Source organism: Ignavibacteria bacterium (assembly GCA_017303675.1).
Taxonomy (GTDB): domain Bacteria; phylum Bacteroidota; class Ignavibacteria; order Tepidaquicellales; family OLB5; genus OLB5.
Genome location: JAFLBX010000001.1, coordinates 1 through 24,333, shown reverse-complemented (window position 1 = coordinate 24,333; position 24,333 = coordinate 1). Strand labels below are relative to the sequence as shown.

Sequence of the window (24,333 nt, the reverse complement as noted above, 5' to 3'; positions counted from 1 at the left end):
ACAACTTGAGCCGAGGCAGGAAACTTAATATCGTAATCAGCACGCTGGTGCTGGCCCTGTTCCTTTACCTGGCGTTCAGGAATGTGAACCTTACGGAGCTTTTGAATATACTTAAAACCACTAATTACCTTTATGTTTTCATTGGAATGTCGATCGGTGTTTTCGGCGGTTCCGCTATGCGCGCAATCAGATGGGGCGTGCTTATGGAGCCTATCAAAAAAGATATTTCATTCAAAAATCTTTTTGCCACCACAATAATAGGCTACATGATGAATAACCTGTTTCCCCGCTCAGGCGAAGTGGTTAGGCCGTATATGCTTGGTAAGCAGGAAAATATCTCGCGTGCATCAGCATTCGCGACAATTATTGTTGAAAGAATTATAGATACTGTGATGTTCCTGCTGATGTTCGGGATAGCTCTAATATATTTTAAGGACAGAATAACCGATGCTATTCCCTCAATAGGTTCAGCGGTAATTATACTTTCCGCTGCAATTTTCCTGATGCTTGCGTGGATTTTATTTATGCTTATTAAGCCGGATAAAAGCCTGGCTATAGTAAAGTTCTTCACTAAATTCTTGCCGGCAAAACTGCATGAAAAAGTTGATAATATTTTTGATTCGCTCTTAAACGGTTTTGAAGTACTTAAAAAACCTTCACTTTTTTTCAGAATTGCGCTTTATTCAGCATTGATCTGGATCTTTTACCTTATCAGCACGTACATACCCTTTTATTCATTTAATATCTTAACCACCGGTGAAGGAACAAGTATTGTTCGGGGTCTGTGGGATGCAAACTTACTGCTGGTACTAATTAATGTTGCTATGTTCATTCCTTCGCCTGCGGCAACGGGACCCTATCATTATATATGCAAAGTAACTCTTGTAAATATGTTCATGGTATCAGAGCCTGCTGCTCTTGGTTATGGCACTGCTACGCATGCAATGAGCTTTGTTCTGTTTCTTGCTGCGGGATTATTTTATTTTATTAAGTATAATTATAAATTTTCTGATATAAAGCAGCAGTCTGCTGCATGAAATTACCAAAATTATGAAGATCGGAATTATCGGTACCGGGTATGTTGGGCTGGTTTCAGGCGTTTGTTTTGCCGAAAACGGCAATAGCGTAATTTGTATGGATGTTGACAAAAAGAAAATTGAACGCCTTAAAAAGGGCGATCCTGTTATTTATGAACCGGGACTTGAAGAGCTGCTTGAAAAAAACCTTGCAGAAGGCAGGGTTGAGTTCACTACAAGCCTGAAGGATGTAGTACAGAAAAATGATGTAATATTCCTTTGCCTGCCAACGCCGCCGCTTGAAGATGGTTCAGTTGACCTGAGAAGAGTACTGGAAGTTGCAGGTAACATGGCAAAATATATAAACGGGTATAAAGTAATTGTAAGCAAAAGCACAGTGCCTGTAGGCACTTGCGATAAGCTTAAAAAGCTTATCGCTTCCAGGACAAAACGTAAAGTTGATATTGTATCCAATCCTGAGTTCCTTAAAGAAGGAGCTGCTGTACCTGATTTTATGTCACCTGATAGAGTTGTAGTTGGTACTAAAAGTAAAAAGGCAGCGGCTGTAATGCAGGAGCTATACGGCAGCTTTATGCGTGTTTCTGAAAGATTCATACTTATGGATGAACGCTCAAGTGAGCTTACCAAATACGCCGCTAATTCAATGCTTGCATTGCGCATTTCATTTATGAATGAACTTGCTAACTTAAGCGGTATTGTAAAAGCTGATATAAATAATATCCGCAGAGGCATCGGTTCTGATCCACGTATTGGCTCCAGCTTTTTATTCCCCGGTGTAGGTTACGGCGGCAGCTGCTTCCCCAAGGATGTGAAAGGACTGCTCAATACTTCCAGGGAGCATGGCTATGATTTCAGGCTGCTCAAAGCGGTAGATGATATCAATAATACACAGAAGGTGGTGCTTGTTAACAAGCTTTTGAAACATTTCAAAAATGATATCAAAGGTAAAACATTCACTGTTTGGGGACTATCATACAAACCCCGCACAGATGACCTGCGCGAAGCTCCTGCACTAACTATCATAGAAAAACTGCTTGAAGCAGGGGCAAAGGTCCACGCTTTCGATCCTGTGGCAAATGAGAACTTCAGGCTTCTTTACGGTAAAAAATTCAAACAGGTAAAAATCTTTAAAGATAACTACTCCGCTCTTAAGAATTCGGAGGGATTGATTCTTGTAACCGAATGGACTGAATTCCGCCGTATAGATATAACCCGCATGAAAAAGCTGATGAAACAGCGGGTAATTTTTGACGGCAGAAATATTTACGATCCCAAATTTATCCGCCAGAATGGTTTTAAATATTATGGCATTGGATTTTAGGTTTATAAATTAATTTAATTACCCCGATGCTTTTTTAAGGTTTCGGGGTTTTTTATTGAAATTATCGGTCATTAATTTATGTTATATTTAATATGAAAATTTATTTTAAATTACTGATATTATTAAGCCTTTTCATATCACAGCTTTCTTCGCAAACAAGGGATGAACAGATAACCAAAGGAATTGATCATGTTTACAGGCTTGAATTTGATTCAGCCAATACAATTTTCCAGGGGTTTGTAAACTCGGATCCGAAGGATCCAACAGGTCATTTTTTCCTGGCAATGTCAGAATGGTGGAAAATATATATAAACAAAGATGACCGCTCAAATGATGACAATTATCTTTCAAAAGTAGATGCCTGTATTAAAGTATGTGAAGAACGCCTTGATGAAAACGAAAATAATGACTGGGCTACCTTTCTGCTTGGCGGAGTTATAGGTTACCGCGGATTTATGAATGTAATGCGTGATAACTGGCTGAAAGCCATTGATGACGGAAAACAAGGGCTGAACCTGATACAAAAAGCATATGAGCTAAACCCTTCAAATAAAGATGCAGTACTTGGACTTGGTATATACAACTACGCAGTTGATTACGTAGTTGAGCGGTATCCTTTCCTGAAAGCTGTACTATTCTTTTTCCCGAAAGGGAATAAAGAGCTTGGCTTAAGCCAGCTGCGCGACTGCGCTGAAAACGGAAGATTTTCAAAGACAGAAGCAAATGTAACACTTGCGTATATACACTTATCATATGAAAAGAACTATATTGAAGCGCAGAAATACGCGCAGAAGCTGGTTACACTTTACCCGGATAATCCCGTGTTTGAAAGATTTCTTGGTAAGTGTTACGTTGGTTTAAGCAATTTTAATGCAGGCCTTACAGTTTACAACAGCATGCTTGCAAAAGCTGATAGCGGCAAAGCCTGGTACAATAACAATTATATCCGCAGGGAAGTTAATTATTATCTGGGTGTATGTTTAAGCCGAACCGGCAATATTGATGAAGCATTAAAAAAATATGAATCTGCAATTGAGATCTGCAAAATAACCGATAAGCCCGGAGAAGAATCTCCTTATTATGTATTTTCAGTACTTGGCACGGGTATTATCTATGAGCAAAAAGGTAACAAATCTGAAGCAATTAAATATTATGATATGGTATTGAACATGCGCGATGTAGAAAATTCCAGGGAAACCGCACAGCGTTTTAAAGATAATGCCCTGAAGTAATCTGGGGCTTTATTCCTGTACAAAATATGAAGTAACATTTGTGATATCTTTGATATCAATTGTTCCAAGTATATTGCCAAATTCATCAGAAACCATTACATCGTTCAAAAATAAATAATCTCTCAGCTTTCCGAATTTAGAGTAATAAGTATAACTTTCCAGGTAATCAATTGTAGACCATTTGAATTCAGTTTTTATACTGCTTACTATATTTGAACCCACAGTGACATATTCGAAATTCAGGTATTTTTTGGTAAGAATGCTCTGACCGAAATATCTGTAAACCCATTGGTAATCAGTTTTCACAGGATATCTCATAGCTTCAGGTGCAGGGTTTTCGTAAATTAATGTATCACTAATATTATCCATAGGATTTAGTTTTGAAAACCTGATGAGCTCTGTTAATGAACTGAAGTTCTTTTCTCCAATCCGTATAAATATCCTTTTTTGTGATCTAGGAAATATACCTGAAGAGCTTTGTAGCGAATAAGCAATTTGTATTAACGCTGTATCGGAATTAATGTAATATATTTTGCTTGTGTAAGTTGATGAATCCTGGTTGTAGCTATCTGCAAATTGCCGGGCCGTAATTCCGTTCATTAAAGTATCTTTAACAATTCGCATATTACCGCTGCCATAAAGAGGGTATTCAGAAAAATATGCCGCAATTGAATCAGGCCTTATATCAGTTACAGTTGAAATTGTATGGTAATTCCAGTAATTACCGATATCAAACGGGAAAATAAAGGCGGCTGTATCGGGTGGTGATTGATTATTATTAACTGTAAGATCGTCGTTTTTACAGCCGTTAATAATAATTGATAATGCAGTAATTATTAAAACAACTTTAAAGGTTTTCATCGCTGATAATTTATTTTGCAATTATGCTGTAAGATGTTACATTGTATACTTCACGTTTATCGTAATACCCGATCGTTATTCCAAACTGATTTGTTAATTGTGTATTTTTGAATAAATAGTTCCTTTTCATTTGCCCGTACTTAGAATAGTAATCGTATAAGATCCAGTCACTGTTATTTGACCATATTCTTTGTGTCTGAATTACAGGGATAACTGCTGTATCAAGATGATAATTTTCCCAGGCTGTATATCTTTTTTTTACATCATTAACCCCGAAATTGAAGATTACCCACTCCGTATTTCTAATTACCGGGTATTTTATAACTATTACGGGAGGGCTTAAAGAGATAAATGTATCCGAAACAGAACTGTAATTATTTGTTATATTTTCAGAAATAAGACCGTTGAAATTGGAATAAGGGATATTCAGTTTTCGGAACGGAAACGAAGCGCCTGTTGAGCCCCTGAATCCGTAACATACCATAGAATATTCATTATTAGTATAATAATACCTGCTGGCTGTTGTATCTGTGCCAACAATTAGCCTGTCATATAAAACCCTGGCCGGTCCGCCCGGAGCTACTACAGTATCGTAAAGAATTTCTGAATATCCATAACCTGTAACGGGGTATGAATTGAAATAATACCTGACTGAATCCGGCCGGATATTTTCAGCCGAAATAGTGAGCGAGTAATTCCAGCTGGTTCCTATTGTGAACGGATACTCAAAAGTAGAGGTATCAACCGGCTCAGGGGCTGGAGTATTGGTTACAGGAGCATCAGTTCCGCACGATGAAATAAAAAATACTGAAAATAAAATTATTATGAAGGACTGGATGAAGTAAGTGAGTTGTTTTCGCATCTTATGTTTTAATTATCAAAGCCTGTTATTCTTAATAACAGGCTTTTGTTAAATTCATTACGGGATTATCAGTTCCTGACCTACCTGTATTTTATCAGGGTCAGAAAGTTTATCAGTATTGGCGTTGAAAATATCCATATACTTACCTGCATCACCATAATACTCTTTTGCTATTTTGCTGAGTGTATCACCTGACTGCACAATATAAGTGCGTTCGGTTTTTCCCGCTCCGCCTGCTCCGCCTTCCATTCCGGCTCCGCCGGCAATTCCTTCTTCGTTGAACATTTTTGTTTTCTCCTTATTTTTATTTGTAAATACTTTTTCTATGACCGACAGTCTCTATTGTAATTGTTTTGTTCGTTTTATTTATTCGGTATAATATCCTATAATTTCCGAATCGTAGTTTAAAAACTTCAGAATAATAGTTCCCTTTAAGCTTTCTATGTATAATGTTATCCGAATTATCTGCCAGCCAAACTATTTTTTCCTTTAATCCAATTTTAATGTCTTCCGGCAACTTGTTAACTGATTTAACAGCTTCTTTTGTAAAGTCAATTTTAAAAGCCATTTAAAAAATTATTTGAAAACTTCTTCAAAAGGAATAGTTTCCAGTTTACCGGATTTCCTCTCTTTGGCTGATTTGCGGAGAAGTTTTTTAACATCATCCTTAACTTCCAATCCCTCATCCGGATCAAATTCTTTAAGTTCTTTTCTTACAATTCTCTTTACTAGCGTACTGAATTCAGAAACAGTCAGGTCCTTTATTTTTTTATCCATAAATATTTAATTGAATATGTACCCCAAATTTACTCTGTGTGTGCTTCCTACTTTACCAAGTGAGTTCAGCGAATAATCAAAAACATACTTTTCAGCAAACCGTATACCTAAACCTGTAGAAAATCCCGAAATGCCCAGCGATGTTCCGAGCTTCATATCCTGGCGGCTTTCATTATCATAGCCTAAGCGGGCAGATACATAATCGCTGAATATGAATTCAGCACCGATTGAAAATGCCTTAAAATGCTGAACAAGCTTTTCGCGGCTTTCATTAAGCTTGGCAAAAGTAACATTCAGCCTGACCGGTGTGTGTTCAAGTCTTTTTGATACACCAACGCGTATATCAAGCGGAAGCTTTTCTTTTGTGCTGATATATGAGCTTAGCTGCGCGCCGAGATTCAGCACTCCGAAGCTCAGTGAAAGCTGGGATTCAGGCATATGATACTGCATACCAAAATCCATTGCTAAAGCTGATGATTTATATTCCGCTATACCTGAATATATATATTTTACGGTAATACCGTAATTGATCTTTTCATAAATATAATTACCGTAACCCACTGAGACCATCAGGTCGTTGGCATTAAATGTCTCTCCGGTTGGTGTGCCTGATTCATCGGCTCTATCAAAAGAGCCGTAATCAAAATACTTAACACCAATACCGAACCATCCTATATCCTTATATTTTTGAGCGTAAGCAAGCGTACCGAAGTTCATATCAAGCAGGTACTTCCCGAATCCCGCTGATACTTTATTATTAGTAATAGTGCTCAGGCTGCCCGGATTGTAGAACATCGCATTGGGGTCATCTGTGTAAGTATCAAAAGCTCCCGCAAGTGATGATGCTTTTGCCCCGGTCTCTACTCTTAAAAAATCAAAAGCCGGTATTTCTGACTGCGCGAAAACATTCAAAAAGATCGGCGAAGCTAAAAATAAGGCGAAGAATACAATTTTTTTAAGCATTTTTATTGATTTTTAGGTTATTGCTTAGAATTTAAGCTAAAAAAGTAGATTTTTTCGGGGATTTTTCCTGTTAATTTATTATAATATCTCAAATTTATCGTATTTCTTTTTAAAGTCAAGCCACTCTACTTTGCAGGTATTTACTTTGGCGCTTGTGGGACCTTCACTTGCTTTTTGTATCAATGCATCAAGGAATTCACGCCTGCCTTCGGCAATTATTTCCACATCGCCGTTAAACAAATTCTTTGCATAGCCGGTCATCCCCAGCTCATCAGCAAATCGCGCTATAAAATAACGGTACCCAACACCCTGTACACGTCCAGAGACAACAATTTTTACCGACGAGAATTGAATGTAGTTCATATTTAGCAATTTAATGAAAATGTTCTGAAGATTATAAGTAAAAGTGAAGTAAGAGGTTCAAAAGCATTTAACCACAGAGTACACGGAGTACACAGAGGTTTTTTGCTTTTGCAGTTGTCAAGCTTAGTTTATCCCTATGGGGCCTGACAAAACTTCGCTTCGCTTTTAACCCCGAAGGGGTGAGATTTTTGCAGCCGTTGTTTTAGCTATTTAGCAAAACCCCGAAGGGGTGCCATTGAGCTTTTTAGATCCAGGAAAAGCTGCGTAAGACCTCCCCTAAATCCCATCCAAAGGAGGGGACTAAAAATCAAAAACAGAACTTTATTAAAAAATTTCTATATAAATCCTAACACTGTTTCAATTTTTACCCGAATCAGCGATCCGGGTTACAAAGGCATTTTGACTGAATGATTAGAATTTCTAAAAATTCATAAATTAAAAATGAATGATTGACCGATTAGAATGGGCAAAATGTTTTGAAATTGACGTTTTTCCAGTCTTTGGGAGTATAATCCACAATAGTTGGAAGATTAGAATCCTGGATCCAGGCCGTGGAATTTTTTGATCATACATGGTAACGGTATTTAGTTTATATGCAATATGCATACATACATAAATATAATATATGAATATGGCAAATGCAAGTAAAAAATCCGGTAAATTCCCTTTGCTAGCTTTATAATTCCCGCCTTAGTTAGTATTTACCCCAACAACCGGAGTAAAATGATATTTGTCGTTGGTGAGAACCTTAACTCAAAAACGAGTCAAGGAAACAAGGCAGGCACCAACGACGGCTTTTGAGATATGGGTAAAAATGAAAAGGATTTACCTTTTTGGAACACCAGGAGAAATTGAAGATATTATAAATATTATTAGGGGAGAATTAGGTAGTGATTATAGACAAAGATTATCTTATAATGCTGCATATTTATCAGATGGCTCATATTATGTTCTATTTCCCTGCCGACGTTGGTGTTTTCACCAACGTCCTGAGTAAAATAATTTTTGTCGTTGGTGAAAACACCAACGACGGCTTTTAAACATTCCAATCGTTGGTGAAGCTACAACACCTAATCAATTGTGGAAAGATGTTTTTGATTTAGCTCCAAGAATGAATCGAAATGTAAGTGTGTTAAAAGATCCTGGTGATAAAATTAATACCTCGTTTTTCTGGGGAGCATTGCCAAACAAATAAATCGATAAGTTTATATTTTTGAAAAGTCTATGTTAAATAAAATTTTCATATTGAATTTCTTAATTTTGTTATTTATTAGCAGTTGTGGAAACAAATACCAGGTTAATTTAGATCAAAATAAAATTGATTCAATTCAATTTTACGAAAGAAAAGGAAATGACTTCCAAATTATAAAGACTGTAAAAGATAAATCTATTCAAGATTATTTTATTGAAGATTATATTAATGGAAGTACTTATGATCCCAAAATCATTAAATTCTATAGTCAGTATGAAATTAAAGTTTATGAAGCATTAAATGAAGAAATATTTGGGATAACAGATAAAAAAATGTTTTATCAAGGAAGATGTTATTCTCTAAATAAAGATATTAATGATATTATTAACAAAATAAAGTAAATTGAAAATTTCTTAGTTCCCCTGAATGTTGATATTTAGCGAAGCGTCACCAATAACGATTCATGAACTTTTCATCATAGAAAAAAACGATAAAATTATTTCAACAAAAGCAGGAGAAATCCTGCTTTTCTATTACCCACAACAAATGCAAAAAAGTTTGTTTGCATAAATTCTTATTTACTATTGTTTAACATCAAATTCAACATAAATTTAAGTATGGGAGTGAAATCCAATGAAAGCAATTTATTACATTTCCCTGCCGACGTTGGTGTTTTCACCAACGTCCCAAGTAAATTTATGTTAGTCGTTGGTGTAAACACTAACGACGACTTTTAAAATGACCTACTCTAATTCTCCTTTTTAGAGGGAGAACCTGATCTAAAATACTCGTATGTCTCAGAAAATAATATTCCTGCAACCATAATGATGCCGCCTAAAAGCTGCCAGGGTGAGAAATGTTCGTTAATGAAAATTACTGCAAGCAGCACCGCCGCAGGCTGCTCCCATGTATATATAATACTTGCACGTATAGGCGTTGTATCTTTCTGGAACCTGTTAAGCAGAATGGTTGTAACAAATGTTGCCAGAATACCCATATACAACAATGATAAAATTTCATTCTGCGTAAATGCTATGGCTCGGAAGTCCTCAAAAATGAGTCCCGTTCCGCCTGCGGCGATCACAACAAACCAAAGCTGTATAAATATCAGCGTAATTATATCATATTTGTTAGTATATACATCAACGTAAATAATGTAGAATGCCCATGCAAACGCGCAAAACATTGTGATAAGGTCACCTATATTAAGTCCCTTTACATCGGGCTGGGTCAGCAGGTAAAGACCCGCAAGTACAACAACAACCCCAATCCAGTTTTCAATGTGCACCTTTTTTTTCACAACTGCATACTGCGAAAAAGGGACTATCAGTATTGTTATGCCTGTTATAAGCGCGGAGTTTGACGCAGTAGTGTATATCATACCGATGGTTTGTGTGCAAAATCCCGCGAACTGGAAAAAACCAAGCAGCAAACCGGCTTTAATAATGCCGGGGGAGTTGAAATTAAGTCTGTTGAAGAATATAAGCGTAAAGAGTATTGCGCCAATTAAAAATCTTATTCCCACAAAATAGAACGGGGGAATTGTAGCCATTGAAATTTTTACTATGGGGAAAGTGCCTGCCCATATAGTGGCAGTCAGGAATAAAAGCAGCTCTGCTTTATATCGTTTCAAAGCAGTTTATTAAGGATAAAGTTTCTGCAGAAGCTGCGGCAGATACGGTATGTTTTGCCTGTAAATGATAAGTATTGAAAATACGAACCACGCTATGACATCAAGTATAATGGGAATATCTTTTGTGACTATTGATGTTGGAGACTCACCCAGATTCTTCTGGTGCATCAGGTACATATATCGGAATATCCCGTAAATTACAAAAGGTGTTGTATATATCAGCTTTTCTGTACCGAAAGTATAAACAGTTCTTTCTGAAACTGTGTACAGCGCGTATGAAATAATCGTTCCCGCTGCGGCGATGGTGTTTATCTGGTCGGCAAATTCAACAGAATATTCCTTTAATACTTTACGCTGCTTATCGATGTTTTCTTTGTTTACAATTTGCGAGAGCTCACTGCGCCGTTTTGATATTGCCAAAAAGAGCGATATGAATATAGTAGTAAGTATCATCCAGCTTGATACCGATACTCCAATAGCGGCTGCGCCGCCAAGTACACGAAGCATAAATCCGAACGAAATGAAAAAAACATCAAGCAGTACAATTGATTTGACCTTAAGTGAATACAGAAGGTTTGTTATAAGGTAAAGAACAATTACAAATGAAAATACAGGTCTCTGGAAGATCAAGCCAACAGCTATGCCTACAACGATCAAAACCAGAAAAACCATTGCCTGCTTTACGCTTACTTCCCCTGATGCGATAGGACGGTATTTTTTCTTTGGATGCACCCTGTCGCTTTCAACATCCATTATATCATTTATGATATAAACCGCGCTTGATGCAAGTGAAAATATTATAAAAGCCGCAAGCGAAGGTATCAAATATTCCAGGTGGAATATATGACGTGAAAAAAGCAGCGGAGCAAAAACGAAAAAGTTTTTGATCCATTGTTTGGGGCGAATAAGCTTAAAAAGGTGGATTATCATTTATCAAGTTCTCTTACAGGATGATTTTTCCCGGTTATTTTTCAGGAAATATCTTATCCCAGTTTATCTTATATACAAACATCTCAATGCCGCCGCATATTGTATTTTTTTGAAGCTTTTGGCTGTGTACCTGAGTGAATGCGCCGGAATAATTTGCCATAATATACTCAAACCAGTCCGGGTAAATTATAATATAATTCACTCCTTTTGCTTTCAGGAATTTAAATAATGCTTTCGAGCCGTCTTCATAGCTCATTTTCTGAAAGCCAAAAACTTCCGGGGTTACCAGGCCCGCCATATCAACTACATACTTCTTCGTTTTGAATGTAATTATCCCGATATCATTCATGCCGAAGGCAGTTTCACCGGGCAGGTTTTGGTTAAGCCATGCTGCAATTTTGCCCTGCTGGTTGTTGATATTTTCAACGTTCCATCCCAGCACACCGGCAAACAGCACACCGCTGTTAACTGAAGCAATCAATATTACGGCAATAGTTCCTTTTCTGAACAGGGTATAACGCCTGTAACCTTTTGCTTCGTAATAAGTGTGCAGCTTACGCAATATATATATTGCAGAAATGTTAATAAATGGAATTAGGGGAATCAAATACCTGCCATGATGCCGCCAGTTTGGAGCTATAAAAGCTGAAACCAGGGGCAGCAGGAATATCCACAGATTTAATAAAAGGAAATTACCTTCAACTTTTTTCTTTATTATAGTGTATACAAAATATATCGCACTTAATCCCCATAAAATAAATATTACGAAATTATCTTTTATGAAAATTTTAGCAGATTCAATTATAAAAGTAAAGTTTGGCAGGTATTTCGCAGAACCGACCTGTCCTTCATAGGTATTGGGTAAGAATCCCCCGGTGTGCATATACGAAAACAAAGGATATGGCAGTAACAGTATTAAAAAAATTACGCCTGATAAAATCAGCTTGGAGGAATTTCCTTTTAATTTATTACGCAGCAGATATAAAGTTGTGAGGTAATATAGTCCCGCAAGCAGGTATGTTTCAGGACGTGTATTTGCTGCTATACCAAGTAATAATCCGGTTAAAAATGTAACCCTGCCGTTTGTTATTTCTTTTAAATGGCTTTTAATAATGAGTACGCTCAGCAATACGAATAATGTTATTTCCATTCCTGAAAGCGACGACCAAAGCAGCCTGCCGGCTGCCATTGTTATCAGTGTAATTAAAAGGGAATATATTCCGTCAAATCCAAGCTTAATACAGAATTTGTATAACTGAATGAGAGCCAGTAAAAAAAATAAAGAGCTTACAAACAGCGCGTACGGCAATATCAGGTTTTGTGAAAAAAGAAATGGAACGGCAAGTATAATTACCCATAGCGGTGAAGTTGTACCGGGTGTAGGTTCACCGGGGTTATACTGGTAGAAAAATCCGTGTGCGAAATTTTCAGCGAAGCGGAAATGAATCCAAACATCGTCAAGCGGGGCTCCGAAACTTCCGCCTGCGATGGTATATTCCGAAATTAAATAAGCCGCCTGTAAACATATGTAAAGGATAATTATTATTAAAATGTGCTTATCAGTATTTTTGAATGATTGTAAAATAATATGCTGTTATCCTGTTATTTAGCTATAATTTAAGATATCAATAATAATTAAAGTAAAAGTATCTCATTTGAAAGATATATTCAATTCAGAAATACCTGCAAAAAACGGTTATTTTTAATAGCGGGTTAATCTGAACCAGAAGCTACTAAATTATGGCGGCAATTTTCAAAGGCGGGATTAAGTAAAAAAAATAAAATTAAAAAACCCCTCACCAATAATGGGAGGGGTTAAGAAATCATCAATAATTTATATTTTAAAATACAGCCTGTTCTTCGTAAACGCCGAACGGTTCTTTTAAAGCATTGCACATTTCACCAAGTGTTACATGATTCCTTGCGCAGTCAAGAATCCTCGGCATTAGATTCAGGTTATCATTTGCAGCCTGTACCATTGCAGCGAGAGTTTCTTCCACTTTTTCGTTATTCCTGGAAGCCTTCATTTCGCGCAGGCGTTTTACCTGGACGCGTTCTACTTCTTTTGAAATTTTAAGGATCGGGATATCTATCTTTTCTTCTTCTTCTACAAATTCATTAACTCCAACGATAATTTTCTCTTTCTTATCAAGCTCCATCTGGTAGCGGTAAGCAGCATCAGCTATTTCCTTCTGGAAGAAGCCTGCTTCAATAGCGGGAATTACACCGCCGAGTGCATCGATCTTTTCAAAATAGCTTTCCGCTTCATCTTCCATTTTCTTTGTCAAGGCTTCAACATAGTAGCTGCCTCCAAGCGGATCCACTGTATTAATTACACCGTGTTCATAACCGATTATCTGCTGGGTTCTTAAGGCAATTTTTACAGCCTTATCTGAAGGAAGCGCAAGTGTTTCATCCATTGAGTTTGTGTGCAGGCTCTGCGTGCCGCCAAGTACAGCAGCAAGCGCTTCGATCGCTGTTCTTACAATATTGTTTTCAGGCTGCTGCGCTGTTAAAGAGCATCCTGCTGTTTGCGTGTGGAAGCGAAGAGTCCATGACTTTGGATTCTTTGCGCCGTATTTATTGCGCATGCGTTTTGCATATATTTTTCTTGCTGCGCGGAACTTAGCTATTTCTTCAAAGAAGTCTAAATGTGAATTAAAGAAAAATGAGATCCTGGGCGCGAAAGAATCAACATCCATTCCGCGGGCAATACAAGCTTCAATGTATGCAAAGCCGTCAGCCAGTGTGAAAGCAAGCTCCTGTGCAGCGGTCGAGCCAGCTTCGCGGATATGATATCCGCTGACTGAAACAGGATTGAACTTGGGTACATTATCCTTGCAGTATTCTATCATATCAACAATGATCCTCATAGAAGGCTCAGGGTGATAGATGAATTCTTTCTGCGCGATGTATTCTTTTAAAATATCGTTCTGCATTGTGCCCTGCAGCTTATCAAAAGGTACGCCCTGTTCTTCTGCTACTCCAAGATAAAAAGCGAGCATCATTGCAGCAGGTGAGTTAATTGTCATAGAAGTTGATACTTTATCCAGCGGAATTCCGTTGAACAGTACCTTCATGTCATCAAGTGATGAAATTGCTACACCGCAAATTCCAACTTCGCCTTCGGCGAGCTCATCATCTGAATCCCACCCCATTAATGTAGGCATATCAAATGCTGTAGAAAGTCCCGTTTGCCCGTGAGCCAGCAGGTATTTAAAACGCTCATTGGTATCTTCAGGTGAGCCAAAGCCGGCGAACTGGCGCATTGTCCACAGCTTGCCGCGGTAAAGGTTGTGGTGTATTCCGCGTGTATAGGGGAACTCGCCCGGGTAACCTATTTCTGAATCATGATCGATGTTCTTGACATCTTCGGGTGTATATAACAGCTCTACTTCTTCACCGCTTAGCGAAGTGAACTTCATATCAGTTGTCGGCAGCTCTTCAGCTGTTTTGAGCCACTCTTTTTTTGAAACGCTCTTATTCAGTAATGGACTAGCTTTTTTTCCGTTTTGGATGGACATATATATTTATTTAAAATTTTCGTTAATTATTTTTTCAATAGTACTTTTAAGTATTGGTAACTTTTCTTTACAGGTATTATAGATCATTTCTGGATTAACAAGATCATAATGATGTGATATAAAATCTCTGAACTTTATAATATCATTCCAGTCAATCTCATTGTAATTTCTCAAAAGTTCGGGTCTATACTTATCTATTTTCTTAATTGATTCCCCGATACTCTGTAATCTCATTGCTATTGAATCGAGTTTCATTACTCCGTTAGGAGTTGTCATAAAATCATCAGGTGCTGATACATCTTTAAATCGATCAAGTATTATCAAGACAGATCCTTTAATTATCTCAAATTTATTGAGAATAATCGCATCGCTAGGCATTTATCGTATCTTTTTCATTTAAATCTTTAAACTTTTTACTCAAGTATTTATTGTTAATAATGATATCTACTTTGGTCTTGAACTTTTCTTCAAGAAATGAGGTCATTTTAACAAGTTTACTATAATCTACTTCAGCAAATTCTACAATAAAGTCAATATCACTATCGGCTTTTTGTTCGTCACGGGCAAATGAACCCATAAGCCCAATTGAAAGAACTCCATATTTATCATGCAGAAAAGTCTTATTTTTCCTGATAAATTCAATGATATTTTCTTTGTTTAAATTTTGCATTGGGGCAAAAATAATGATTTTTATCTTACTATTCTATTGCTAAATCGGTATTTCTGCGGCTAAAAACACTCAAAATCTGCAATTTCATATAATGATTTATTGTTATAACCTTTATATATAATTACTTTTTAGCTAATTTTGTTCGCATGGCAAATTTCCCTGAAAATATAACAGCAGAAAACATTGAGTTAACTTCAAACGAACTCGAGCGTTACAGCAGACATCTTGTTATTCCTGAAGTTGGCAAACATGGACAGTTAAAATTGAAGGCTGCAAGTGTGTTGATCCTTGGTGCCGGCGGACTGGGTTCGCCAATATCCATGTATCTGGCTGCTGCAGGGGTTGGCAGGATTGGGATAGTGGATTTTGATGAGCTGAGTTATTCAAACCTGCAGAGACAGGTATTATATTCAACCAATGATGTGGGTCATTTAAAAACAGAGCTGGCAAAAGAGCGTTTAAATGAAATAAATCCCAATATCGAAATTACTCTATATAATGAGCGGCTTACAAGGGATAATGCTTTGGATATTCTGCGGGATTATGATATTATTGCCGATGGCACAGATAACTTTGCCACCCGCTACTTAGTAAATGATGCCTGTGTTATTCTTGGTAAACCTTTTGTTTACGGAAGTATCTTAAGGTTTGATGGCCAGGTATCTTTTTTTGAACCGGTACACGGACCCTGTTACAGATGCTTATACCCGGAGCCTCCCGCACCGGGCGATACACCTAACTGCGCTGATGGCGGGGTAATGGGAGTTCTGCCCGGCATAATCGGCTCCCTGCAGGCTAACGAAGTGATAAAGTTTATCCTCGGTAAAGGAGAAATGCTGAATGGCCGCCTGTTACTTATTGATGCACTGAATATGAAGTTCCGTGAAGTTAAATTTGCAAAAGATCCGGCTTGCCCAGTTTGCGGAAGCGACCCGGTAATAACTGAATTAATAGATTATGAACAATTCTGCAAAAATATAAATTCAAAAGAAAATATGACAGAACACAACGAATGGGAAATAACAGTTGAAGAATATAAACAAAGAGTCGATAGCGGAGAAAAAGTGTACCTGCTTGATATAAGGGAACCCCATGAAAGGGATATTTCCCATATTGGGGGAGTGCTAATTCCAATGAGCGAACTGCCTGAGAGAATGAATGAACTTCCGCAGGATAAGGATACTGAGATAATTGTGTATTGCAGAACAGGGAACCGTTCACATCATGTTACATTATACCTTAAAGATAACATAGGGTACAGTAATGTAAAGAACCTATTGGGCGGTATACACGCCTGGCATGACAGGATAGACCCTGAAGTTAAGAAATATTAAACTAATTATAATTATATGAAACTTAAAATAGTGCTTGAACCAAGTGATGATGGAGGATATACAGTCTATGTTCCTTCTCTACCTGGATGTATAAGTGAGGGTGAGAATAAAGAAGAAGCAGAAGCTAATATAATAGAAGCTATAGAACTTTACCTTGAACCGGTTGATGATGAAATGATTTTGAAAGAAGGAGTTGAAACTAAAGAACTTGTTCTGTGAGTAAAGTTCCAGTGTTGCCGTATTTCAAGATCATTTCTGCTCTGCAAAGGAAAGGATGGATTATTGTGAAACAGAAAGGTAGTCATATTAGGTTGCAGAAAAGACTGGAAAATGAGATCTTGAAAATTACCGTACCTGCTCATAAACCTGTAAAGCGTTCTACTTTATCTCATATATTAAAACAAGCCAGGTTGAATTTAGATGATTTCTTAAAATTATTGTAAAATGGAAACAGCATTAAATAAACCCGTTATAGATCTTTCACCGCTCAATCTGGAAGAAGAGATAATTGCATTGAAAAAGAGAATGAACGCAGTTATCCTTGCGCATTATTACCAGGAATCCGAGATACAGGACCTTGCGGATCATATTGGAGACTCCCTCGAGCTATCCCGCCGCGCAGCTTCAACAGATGCAGATGTAATAGTATTTGCCGGCGTACATTTTATGGCTGAAACAGCCAAAATACTTAACCCGGGCAAAAAGGTATTGCTGCCTGATCTTAATGCCGGCTGTTCACTTGCCGAAGGCTGCCCTGCGCCCATGTTCAAAAAATTCCGCGAACAATATCCTGACCACATAGTAATAAGCTACATAAACTGCTCTGCAGCTGTAAAAGCGCTGAGTGATATAATCTGTACATCTTCCAACGCTGTAAAAATTGTTGAGCAGCTTCCGGCAGATCAAAAAATAATATTTGCGCCCGATAAAAACCTTGGCAGGTATATAATGAAAAAGACCGGACGAAATATGCTGTTATGGGACGGTAGCTGTATCGTACATGAAACATTCAGCGATAAAAAGATCATCACACTTAAGACGGAAAATCCGGATGCTCTTCTGATCGCTCACCCGGAATGCGAGGAAGCTGTGCTAAACAGGGCTGATTTTATCGGCTCTACAAGCGCTCTGCTTAATTTCACCAGGGAAAATCCCGCAAATGAATTTATTGTTGCCACAGAAGAAGGTATAATTTACCAGATGCAGAAGGCTTCGCCTGAAAAGAAATTTATCCCTGCGCCGCCTGAAGCTAACTGTTCATGCAATGAATGTCCTTACATGAAGTTAAACACTATGGAAAAACTGTACCTGTGTATGAAAGAGGGGAAGCCTGAGATAATTATTGATGAAGAAACAAGGCTGAAAGCCTTAAGACCAATACAACGAATGCTTGAAATGAGCTGAAAAAATGACACTAACACAGTTTAAACGAAATCCTGATAATAATTCATTCCATATATCATTTGATGACGGAATGGAGTTTGATATTACTGCAAAGCTTCTTCGTGAACACTGCCCGTGTGCGGAGTGCAGCGGTGAAGAAGTGCTGCTGTATAAATATTCACCGGTTAATAAAACACCTCTAACCGAAGATTCATTTAATCTTGAAAAAGCGGAAATAGTTGGAAATTATGCCATCCAGCTTCACTGGAAAGACGGCCACAATACCGGTTTGTATAACTGGGGTCTTTTACGGGAACTTGCCTTAATAAAGAAAGCTAACTGATAACGTTAATTAACTATTTTATATTTCAATTGTAAATTTATCCTTTATACATTATAATTAAGTAAATCATAAAAAATAATGAAAAATAAATACACTATTATAACAGGGGTTTTATTTTCTTTGGTTATAATTGCTTTTTATTTTGTAGTTGGTACTCATGTGAACAGTGTAGAAAATGAACCATCTTACAAAGAAAAGAAAATAAATAAACCCTCGGGCGCAATGCTTTCAATGCAGTTCCTTTCGGAAATCAGATCATTCCCTGAACCGGATATACCTGAAGATAAATTCTACCGGGCATTTGAGTACTCCAAAACTATGCCGCAATATGACGCATTGTATGATTCGCCAACCCAGTGGCAATCAATAGGACCCAATAACATTGGCGGCAGAAGCCTGTGTATGGAATTCAGCCCTGTTGATACAGCCACTTTATACATGGGTTCTGCATCAGGTGGATTGTGGAAATCAGTAACCGGCGGACTCGGCGCTAACGCATGGCAAAGGATTGAAACAGGATATCCTTCACTTGCAGTGAGCTCAATAGCAATTGATTCAGCAAACCCTAATGTAATGTACATTGGAACCGGTGAAAATTATGGTTACCAGTACTCACTCAACGGGGTTGATGTGCGCGTTACACGCGGTATGTACGGCATCGGGATCCTGAAAACTACCAACGGCGGCGTAAACTGGTCTAAATCACTTGACTGGTCTTACAACAACCAGCGTGGTGTTTGGCGTGTACTGTTAAATCCAAAGAACCGCAATACAGTTTACGCAGCAACAAGCGAAGGTGTGTGGAAATCTATAAATGCCGGCTCTTCCTGGTTCCAGGTTTTAAATTACCAGATGGTGATGGATATGGAAATAAATCCGGTTGATACGAGCATACTGTATATTTCTGTTGGCAACTTAACCAATAATGTGCCCAATGCAAATGTAGGTATATATAAATCAACCAATGCAGGAACATCCTGGGTAAAATTAACCGGCGGCCTGCCCGCAAACTGGACCGGTAAAACTACCATTGAGCTTTATAAGGGTAATCCGAATTTTGTTTACGCAAGCGTATCAAATGATCTTTCATACGTTGGATACTATTCAAGCACTGATGCCGGTGTTACATGGACACTTAAATCTACAAGCGTTCCTATCGGGAACCAGGGCTGGTATAATAATGCCCATATGGTTAAATCAAATGACCCTAACCAGATTATCGTTGGCACTATTGATCTCGTTAAATCAACCAATGGCGGAACAAGCTTTGTTACAAAATCAGACTGGTCTGCGTGGAATGAAGGCGCAACACCGCCCGGCGAGCCGGAAGGCTTGACCAGTGATTTTGCGCACGCCGATCATCATTATTTCATTTCAAATCCGCGTGACCCCGATAAAATATACTGCATAACTGATGGCGGTCTTTACCGCTCCAATGATTTTGGTGAAACGTATTATTCCTGCAACGGCGGGTATGTAACAACACAGTTCTATGCGGGATTTGCGAACTCTATGCAGGATTCAATTTTCTGTATCGGGGGTCTTCAGGATAACCGCTCAACATTTTACCAGGGAACAACAGCATGGTACAAAACATTTGTCGGCGATGGCATGTGGTGCGCAGTGAACGCGCAGAATGATAATATCTGCTACACTGAATATACTTACGGCGCAATTTACCGCTCTACAGATAGAGGCGTTACCTGGTCGCAGCGCCCCCCGCCGGGAAGCGGCAATGGTAATAATTATTGTTTTGCCGCACCGTTCATTGCATGCAGGTCAAATTCAAATATAATGTATGCCGGCGGTACTTCAATATACCGCTCAACAAACGGCGCGACATCATGGCAGGGTCCGTACGGTTCATTCAGCGGAGCGAAGGTTCTTTCAATGGATGGCTCAGCAACAAATACCGATACGGTTTATTGCGGAACCATCCCTGTATTAAACGGCGCAGCGGCTACTATATGGAAGACCACAAACGGTACAAACTGGGTAAATGTTGGCGGCGGCGTATTGCCAAACCGATATCCCACGGATATTCATGTAAATCCCAATAACTCAATGGATGTTTACGCGACATTCGGCGGATTCGGTAACCCGCATGTTTACCGTTCATCAAACGGCGGAGCGAACTGGGTTAACATTACATCTAATCTGCCTGATGTGCCGCACCAGTCGATATGCATAGACCCACTATATACGCAAAATATTTATGTTGGCAATGATCTTGGTGTTTATGTATCAACAAACAGCGGCGTTAACTGGTCAGCATTTACAACGGGAATGCCTTTTGCGCTGGTGTTTGATCTTACTATAGTGTACCCAAGCCGCAATATAAGGGCAACTACACACGGCAACGGAATTTATGAAAGAGACCTCATCGAAAATCCGATAGGAATAGAGCCGGTAACAAATGAAATACCGAAACAATTTTCGCTTTCACAAAATTACCCCAATCCCTTTAACCCAAGTACGAAGATCAAATTCAGTATTCCATCAGTAGAGACTGACCTCCGGGCAGTCAGTTTAGATATTTACGATATATCCGGCAGACTTGTAAATACGATTTTACAGCAGAACATAAAACCCGGAAGTTATGAAATTACTTTTGATGCAACAGGACTTTCGAGCGGTGTGTATTTTTACAAACTTTCAACAAGCAGTTTTACTGAAACAAAAAAGATGATGTTAGTGAAATAGTATAAAATTGTTTTATATTATCCATAAACCTGCCGGGTCTTAAAGACATGGCAGGTTTTTTATGACTCAAATCATTGTTCTGCCTTAATAGCTGTATTATATTTGTAATGATACTATAATTACCTATAGAAATTTATATAATACCCGAGCCTTGATGAATACAAATCCGAAATCAATTTACCGGTGCTTGTTTTGATTGGCAAAATAGCTAATATTGATTAATAATTTACAATTTTACGCTTGACTATAGATTGATTTTATATTAATTTGAAATATATAATTATACTATAAAACCCGAATCCTTTGAGTTTACTGTGAAAACGGGAAACAAGCCAAACTGAAACTAACCGAATTTTTAAAAATTATGAGTAAAAAACCTGTAAAACGAACAAATTTAATAAATGCAAAAGCATTTAGCTTTGTTGTAGTGTTAGTCTTTTTTAACCAAATTGTGTTAGGTCAAGAAGTAGTTTGGCAGAAGACTGATCTCTATTCTAATTGGACTACAGGAAATTCCATTAAACAAACGAGTGATGGAAATTACGTAATTGCCGGGAGAAGAGGGGGAAGCGGGTACTGGGGTTTTGTGGCAAAATTAAATAATACAGGTGATACTCTGTGGGTAAGATATTTACCTGCAACTATAGGGATGACTTCTGTAATTGAAACTTCAACTGGTGATTTTGTAGCAGTGGGAGACAACCGATTGGTTGTAAAATTGAGACCAGATGGCAGCATAATCTGGATGAAGAATATACCAGAAACCGGATATAGCTTGTATTTCTATCACTTGATTGAAACGAATGATATGAAAATCATTGCAGTTGGTAAATGTGAAACCGGCAGCCCCACTGTAAGATCAGGATATATGGTAAAAATTGATACTAATGGAAATAAATTGTGGTCAAAAATAATTAGACCGGGAAATACTCAAAGTACAATTTATCATGTAAAGCAATTAGCGAATGGGAGTTTAGTACTTACAGGTGTGATAACTATATTAAACAATCTTGAACAACTCTTGATTAAGACTAACTTAAACGGAGATACACTTTGGACTAATAAATATGGAAGTATTTCTAATGAAATTGGCTATAATGTTTTTGAAACTTTAGATTTTGGCTATTTAATTATTGGAACGATAGTATACAATAATCAATACATTAAGTTGTATTACACAAAAACAGACAGTTTCGGAAATTTAGAATGGTCAAAAATTTATGGCGATACAAATACATATTTTAATTTGAGGTCATCGGATTGTGCTGTTAGAGTAGAATATAATAACACTTATGTCATTACAGGAGTAAAATCCACTGAAGCGTTTTTATTGGCAATAGACCCTTTAGGCAATAAAGTTTGGGAAAAAACCTACCCGCTAGATACACTTGAAATTTCAGGATCATCTGTTGATTTATGCAATGATAGTTCTTATGTTGTCAGTGGAGACGCTTTTAATTTCCCGCCACTTGAACTGGATGCGCAATTTCTTTATGTTTTAAAGACTACCAAAGCAGATCCTATTGGAATACAGCATACTGAAACTGAAATCCCCAAAAAGTTTCAACTTCACCAAAACTATCCAAATCCTTTCAATCCAGGGACTGTAATTAAGTATGAGGTACCTGCTCCAACAGACATAATTATAAAAATTTTTGACACATCGGGAAAGGAGGTTGAAGTTTTAGTTGCGGGTTACCACCGCGCAGGTATTTATAGTACGTATCTTGATGCTACAAATTATACTTCAGGTGTCTATTTTGTAAAGTTCACAGATAACAAAACATTTTCTAAATCGAATAAAATTGTTTTTATAAAATAAACAGGAGAATTCCTTGTATGAAAACTTTAATTCAAGCTGTTTTATTTTTTGTTATAAATTCAAGTATTTTGTTTGCACAACAAACCCCACGATCAGAAATTTTCATTATGAATAGAGATACTACAAAAGACATTTTTGTTAAAGTCATACCAGTTGGATTTGTTTTTAATATGAAACCATTAGAAGTAATTGAAGATTATGATAATTTAACAGGTTTCGTGAGGGATTACAGGTATTCGGCAGAAGCTGAAAATGATTACCCTGGTTTTGATAATCATATTTTTGCTGGAAACAAACGACTTTTAAAAAGTAATGATAGTATCAGTGAAAATGATCGCTCTAGAGGCTTCTTTTTATCCTGGGATGTTTCGAGTCATGATTTATGTGATAGTATATTTGGAATTGGCAAATACAGAATTGAGTTTTGGGACGTAGATCCAGATTCTGATCAGCCAATTGAATTAATTGACTATTTAAATATTGATTATAGTGATTGGGATCTACCGAATGATAATCATAATGATGTATGGATTCGATTTAATTCTGATAATAATATTACTTTTAAATTTATAAATGGAAATATAATAAATATCGCTCACCCAGATGTAAACCGAAATCTAAAAATATATCAACAGATCGGCACAGTTAATCCTATTACTTATACATTCTATAAAATACCTAACAAAGGAAATTTTAAAACTACCAATGAAAGAAATAATTTGTACTTAAACTTACCTATAAATGCTGTTGATTTTGGTTTTCCGCAACACGACGAATATAAAAGTCTATTTATGAATTTAAGTGTAGCATCCGGTCATCATGCTTTCATAAAGCAAAATGAAACAATGTATATTGAAAATGGAGCAACATTCAGCATCTTATCAAATAGCATATTGACATTCCAAAACAACAGTACTTTAGTAGTAAAGCATGGCAGTAAATTATGTAATTACGGCGTTATAAATGGTAATGTCCGAATAATATATGAAAGGAGAGGTATAATTTCATATTGTGCAGGCTGGTCAGATGCAATTATCAAAGGAGGCAGTATGACAATGGAAGACAGCGCAATAGTAGAATTCCCTGACAGCACAACTTTAGTTTTTGACAGCACTGCCGTATTCAATATGATGCCGTATTCAGAACTCCGAATGGGAAAACATTCTAAGATAATTTTTCAGAACGGTTCAAGAATAAATTGTAATAATGCTAAGATTACCTCACTTGACTCGACTGAAACCTGGGATGGCATTTAACTATCTGATGACGCAAATGATACATTAATTAACTGCGTAATACAGAATGCTTATAACGGAGTAAATATAACTCAGCCAACTTCAATCGGCTTAACGGAATATTCAACCGTAATAAATAACTGTACTT

The 24,333-nt window shown here is 37.4% G+C and carries 26 protein-coding genes; 13 read left to right on the top strand and 13 right to left on the bottom strand.

The genetic code is table 11. The annotated features are described in order from the left end of the window. Nucleotides 1-47 precede the first annotated feature (47 nt). The 3 genes from J0M37_00130 to J0M37_00120 all read left to right on the top strand — a co-directional run bounded on the left by J0M37_00130 (nucleotide 48) and on the right by J0M37_00120 (nucleotide 3,590). The gene (locus J0M37_00130; GenBank protein MBN8583471.1) at nucleotides 48-1,037 is read left to right on the top strand and encodes a flippase-like domain-containing protein; all 990 of its coding nucleotides are present in this window, start codon (nucleotides 48-50) and stop codon (nucleotides 1,035-1,037) included. A 13-nt stretch (nucleotides 1,038-1,050) separates the two neighbouring features. Continuing rightward, on the top strand, nucleotides 1,051-2,358 hold the full coding sequence (locus J0M37_00125) for a UDP-glucose/GDP-mannose dehydrogenase family protein (GenBank protein MBN8583470.1): 1,308 nt from the start codon (nucleotides 1,051-1,053) through the stop codon (nucleotides 2,356-2,358). A 92-nt stretch (nucleotides 2,359-2,450) separates the two neighbouring features. Continuing rightward, nucleotides 2,451-3,590, top strand: a complete 1,140-nt coding sequence (locus J0M37_00120) for a tetratricopeptide repeat protein (protein MBN8583469.1) — start codon at nucleotides 2,451-2,453, stop codon at nucleotides 3,588-3,590. A 9-nt stretch (nucleotides 3,591-3,599) separates the two neighbouring features. Here J0M37_00120 and J0M37_00115 read toward each other — a convergent pair whose 3' ends face one another. The 7 genes from J0M37_00115 to J0M37_00085 form a co-directional block, all read right to left on the bottom strand. Further along, a complete protein-coding gene (locus tag J0M37_00115) occupies nucleotides 3,600-4,451 on the bottom strand; it encodes a hypothetical protein (protein ID MBN8583468.1) in 852 nt (283 codons plus the stop codon). Nucleotides 4,452-4,461: 10 nt separating this feature from the next. Beyond that, complete coding sequence (locus J0M37_00110) at nucleotides 4,462-5,313, bottom strand: hypothetical protein (GenBank protein MBN8583467.1); 852 nt, start codon at nucleotides 5,311-5,313, stop codon at nucleotides 4,462-4,464. A gap of 57 nt (nucleotides 5,314-5,370) precedes the next feature. Continuing rightward, nucleotides 5,371-5,598 carry a LysM peptidoglycan-binding domain-containing protein gene (locus J0M37_00105; GenBank protein MBN8583466.1) on the bottom strand — a complete coding sequence of 76 codons (228 nt, stop codon included), beginning with the start codon at nucleotides 5,596-5,598 and terminating at the stop codon, nucleotides 5,371-5,373. A 19-nt stretch (nucleotides 5,599-5,617) separates the two neighbouring features. Beyond that, nucleotides 5,618-5,881 carry a type II toxin-antitoxin system RelE/ParE family toxin gene (locus J0M37_00100; GenBank protein ID MBN8583465.1) on the bottom strand — a complete coding sequence of 88 codons (264 nt, stop codon included), beginning with the start codon at nucleotides 5,879-5,881 and terminating at the stop codon, nucleotides 5,618-5,620. Nucleotides 5,882-5,889: 8 nt separating this feature from the next. Beyond that, a complete protein-coding gene (locus J0M37_00095) occupies nucleotides 5,890-6,090 on the bottom strand; it encodes a hypothetical protein (GenBank protein ID MBN8583464.1) in 201 nt (66 codons plus the stop codon). Nucleotides 6,091-6,096: 6 nt separating this feature from the next. Then, nucleotides 6,097-7,053, bottom strand: a complete 957-nt coding sequence (gene porQ, locus J0M37_00090; GenBank protein ID MBN8583463.1) for a type IX secretion system protein PorQ — start codon at nucleotides 7,051-7,053, stop codon at nucleotides 6,097-6,099. Nucleotides 7,054-7,131: 78 nt separating this feature from the next. Next, on the bottom strand, nucleotides 7,132-7,416 hold the full coding sequence (locus J0M37_00085; protein MBN8583462.1) for an acylphosphatase: 285 nt from the start codon (nucleotides 7,414-7,416) through the stop codon (nucleotides 7,132-7,134). A gap of 1,224 nt (nucleotides 7,417-8,640) precedes the next feature. Here J0M37_00085 and J0M37_00080 point away from each other — a divergent pair. Beyond that, nucleotides 8,641-9,009, top strand: coding sequence for a hypothetical protein (locus J0M37_00080; GenBank protein MBN8583461.1), 369 nt, complete (start codon nucleotides 8,641-8,643; stop codon nucleotides 9,007-9,009). A 347-nt stretch (nucleotides 9,010-9,356) separates the two neighbouring features. Here the strand turns inward: J0M37_00080 and J0M37_00075 are convergent, their stop codons facing one another. From J0M37_00075 to J0M37_00065, 3 genes are read right to left on the bottom strand one after another with little or no spacing between them, the layout of a single operon-like run. Next, nucleotides 9,357-10,241: an EamA family transporter gene (locus J0M37_00075; GenBank protein ID MBN8583460.1), complete on the bottom strand. Its 885-nt coding sequence runs from the start codon at nucleotides 10,239-10,241 to the stop codon at nucleotides 9,357-9,359. A gap of 9 nt (nucleotides 10,242-10,250) precedes the next feature. Next, complete coding sequence (locus J0M37_00070) at nucleotides 10,251-11,171, bottom strand: decaprenyl-phosphate phosphoribosyltransferase (protein MBN8583459.1); 921 nt, start codon at nucleotides 11,169-11,171, stop codon at nucleotides 10,251-10,253. Between the two features lie 34 nt (nucleotides 11,172-11,205). Next, nucleotides 11,206-12,360 (bottom strand): hypothetical protein, encoded by a 1,155-nt coding sequence (locus J0M37_00065; protein ID MBN8583458.1) that lies wholly within the window; start codon nucleotides 12,358-12,360, stop codon nucleotides 11,206-11,208. 70 nt (nucleotides 12,361-12,430) lie between these two features. Between J0M37_00065 and J0M37_00060 the strand changes: the two genes are divergently transcribed. After that, nucleotides 12,431-12,577, top strand: a complete 147-nt coding sequence (locus J0M37_00060) for a hypothetical protein (GenBank protein MBN8583457.1) — start codon at nucleotides 12,431-12,433, stop codon at nucleotides 12,575-12,577. A gap of 435 nt (nucleotides 12,578-13,012) precedes the next feature. Here J0M37_00060 and J0M37_00055 read toward each other — a convergent pair whose 3' ends face one another. Genes J0M37_00055 through J0M37_00045 form a run of 3 tightly spaced genes read right to left on the bottom strand, consistent with a single transcriptional unit; the run spans nucleotide 13,013 to nucleotide 15,365 of the window. Beyond that, the gene (locus tag J0M37_00055) at nucleotides 13,013-14,695 is read right to left on the bottom strand and encodes a methylmalonyl-CoA mutase family protein (GenBank protein ID MBN8583456.1); all 1,683 of its coding nucleotides are present in this window, start codon (nucleotides 14,693-14,695) and stop codon (nucleotides 13,013-13,015) included. A 6-nt stretch (nucleotides 14,696-14,701) separates the two neighbouring features. Continuing rightward, nucleotides 14,702-15,073, bottom strand: a complete 372-nt coding sequence (locus tag J0M37_00050) for a DUF86 domain-containing protein (protein ID MBN8583455.1) — start codon at nucleotides 15,071-15,073, stop codon at nucleotides 14,702-14,704. Next, nucleotides 15,066-15,365, bottom strand: a complete 300-nt coding sequence (locus J0M37_00045; GenBank protein ID MBN8583454.1) for a nucleotidyltransferase domain-containing protein — start codon at nucleotides 15,363-15,365, stop codon at nucleotides 15,066-15,068. The genes J0M37_00050 and J0M37_00045 overlap by 8 nt, the downstream gene beginning before the upstream one ends. Nucleotides 15,366-15,511: 146 nt before the next feature. On the opposite strand from J0M37_00045, the gene moeB reads away from it, so the two are divergent. The 8 genes from moeB (at nucleotide 15,512) to J0M37_00005 (ending at nucleotide 24,206) form a co-directional block, all read left to right on the top strand. Beyond that, on the top strand, nucleotides 15,512-16,699 hold the full coding sequence (gene moeB, locus J0M37_00040; GenBank protein ID MBN8583453.1) for a molybdopterin-synthase adenylyltransferase MoeB: 1,188 nt from the start codon (nucleotides 15,512-15,514) through the stop codon (nucleotides 16,697-16,699). 15 nt (nucleotides 16,700-16,714) lie between these two features. Then, nucleotides 16,715-16,918 carry a type II toxin-antitoxin system HicB family antitoxin gene (locus J0M37_00035; protein ID MBN8583452.1) on the top strand — a complete coding sequence of 68 codons (204 nt, stop codon included), beginning with the start codon at nucleotides 16,715-16,717 and terminating at the stop codon, nucleotides 16,916-16,918. Then, the gene (locus J0M37_00030) at nucleotides 16,915-17,142 is read left to right on the top strand and encodes a type II toxin-antitoxin system HicA family toxin (GenBank protein MBN8583451.1); all 228 of its coding nucleotides are present in this window, start codon (nucleotides 16,915-16,917) and stop codon (nucleotides 17,140-17,142) included. Before J0M37_00035 ends, J0M37_00030 begins: the two co-directional genes overlap by 4 nt. A gap of 1 nt (nucleotide 17,143) precedes the next feature. Next, on the top strand, nucleotides 17,144-18,103 hold the full coding sequence (nadA, locus tag J0M37_00025; GenBank protein MBN8583450.1) for a quinolinate synthase NadA: 960 nt from the start codon (nucleotides 17,144-17,146) through the stop codon (nucleotides 18,101-18,103). Nucleotides 18,104-18,107: 4 nt separating this feature from the next. Continuing rightward, on the top strand, nucleotides 18,108-18,425 hold the full coding sequence (locus J0M37_00020) for a DUF971 domain-containing protein (GenBank protein MBN8583449.1): 318 nt from the start codon (nucleotides 18,108-18,110) through the stop codon (nucleotides 18,423-18,425). A 78-nt stretch (nucleotides 18,426-18,503) separates the two neighbouring features. Next, nucleotides 18,504-21,128 carry a T9SS type A sorting domain-containing protein gene (locus tag J0M37_00015; protein ID MBN8583448.1) on the top strand — a complete coding sequence of 875 codons (2,625 nt, stop codon included), beginning with the start codon at nucleotides 18,504-18,506 and terminating at the stop codon, nucleotides 21,126-21,128. A 364-nt stretch (nucleotides 21,129-21,492) separates the two neighbouring features. Then, nucleotides 21,493-22,950 (top strand): T9SS type A sorting domain-containing protein, encoded by a 1,458-nt coding sequence (locus J0M37_00010; GenBank protein ID MBN8583447.1) that lies wholly within the window; start codon nucleotides 21,493-21,495, stop codon nucleotides 22,948-22,950. A gap of 17 nt (nucleotides 22,951-22,967) precedes the next feature. Then, nucleotides 22,968-24,206 carry a hypothetical protein gene (locus tag J0M37_00005; GenBank protein ID MBN8583446.1) on the top strand — a complete coding sequence of 413 codons (1,239 nt, stop codon included), beginning with the start codon at nucleotides 22,968-22,970 and terminating at the stop codon, nucleotides 24,204-24,206. Nucleotides 24,207-24,333: the final 127 nt, after the last annotated feature.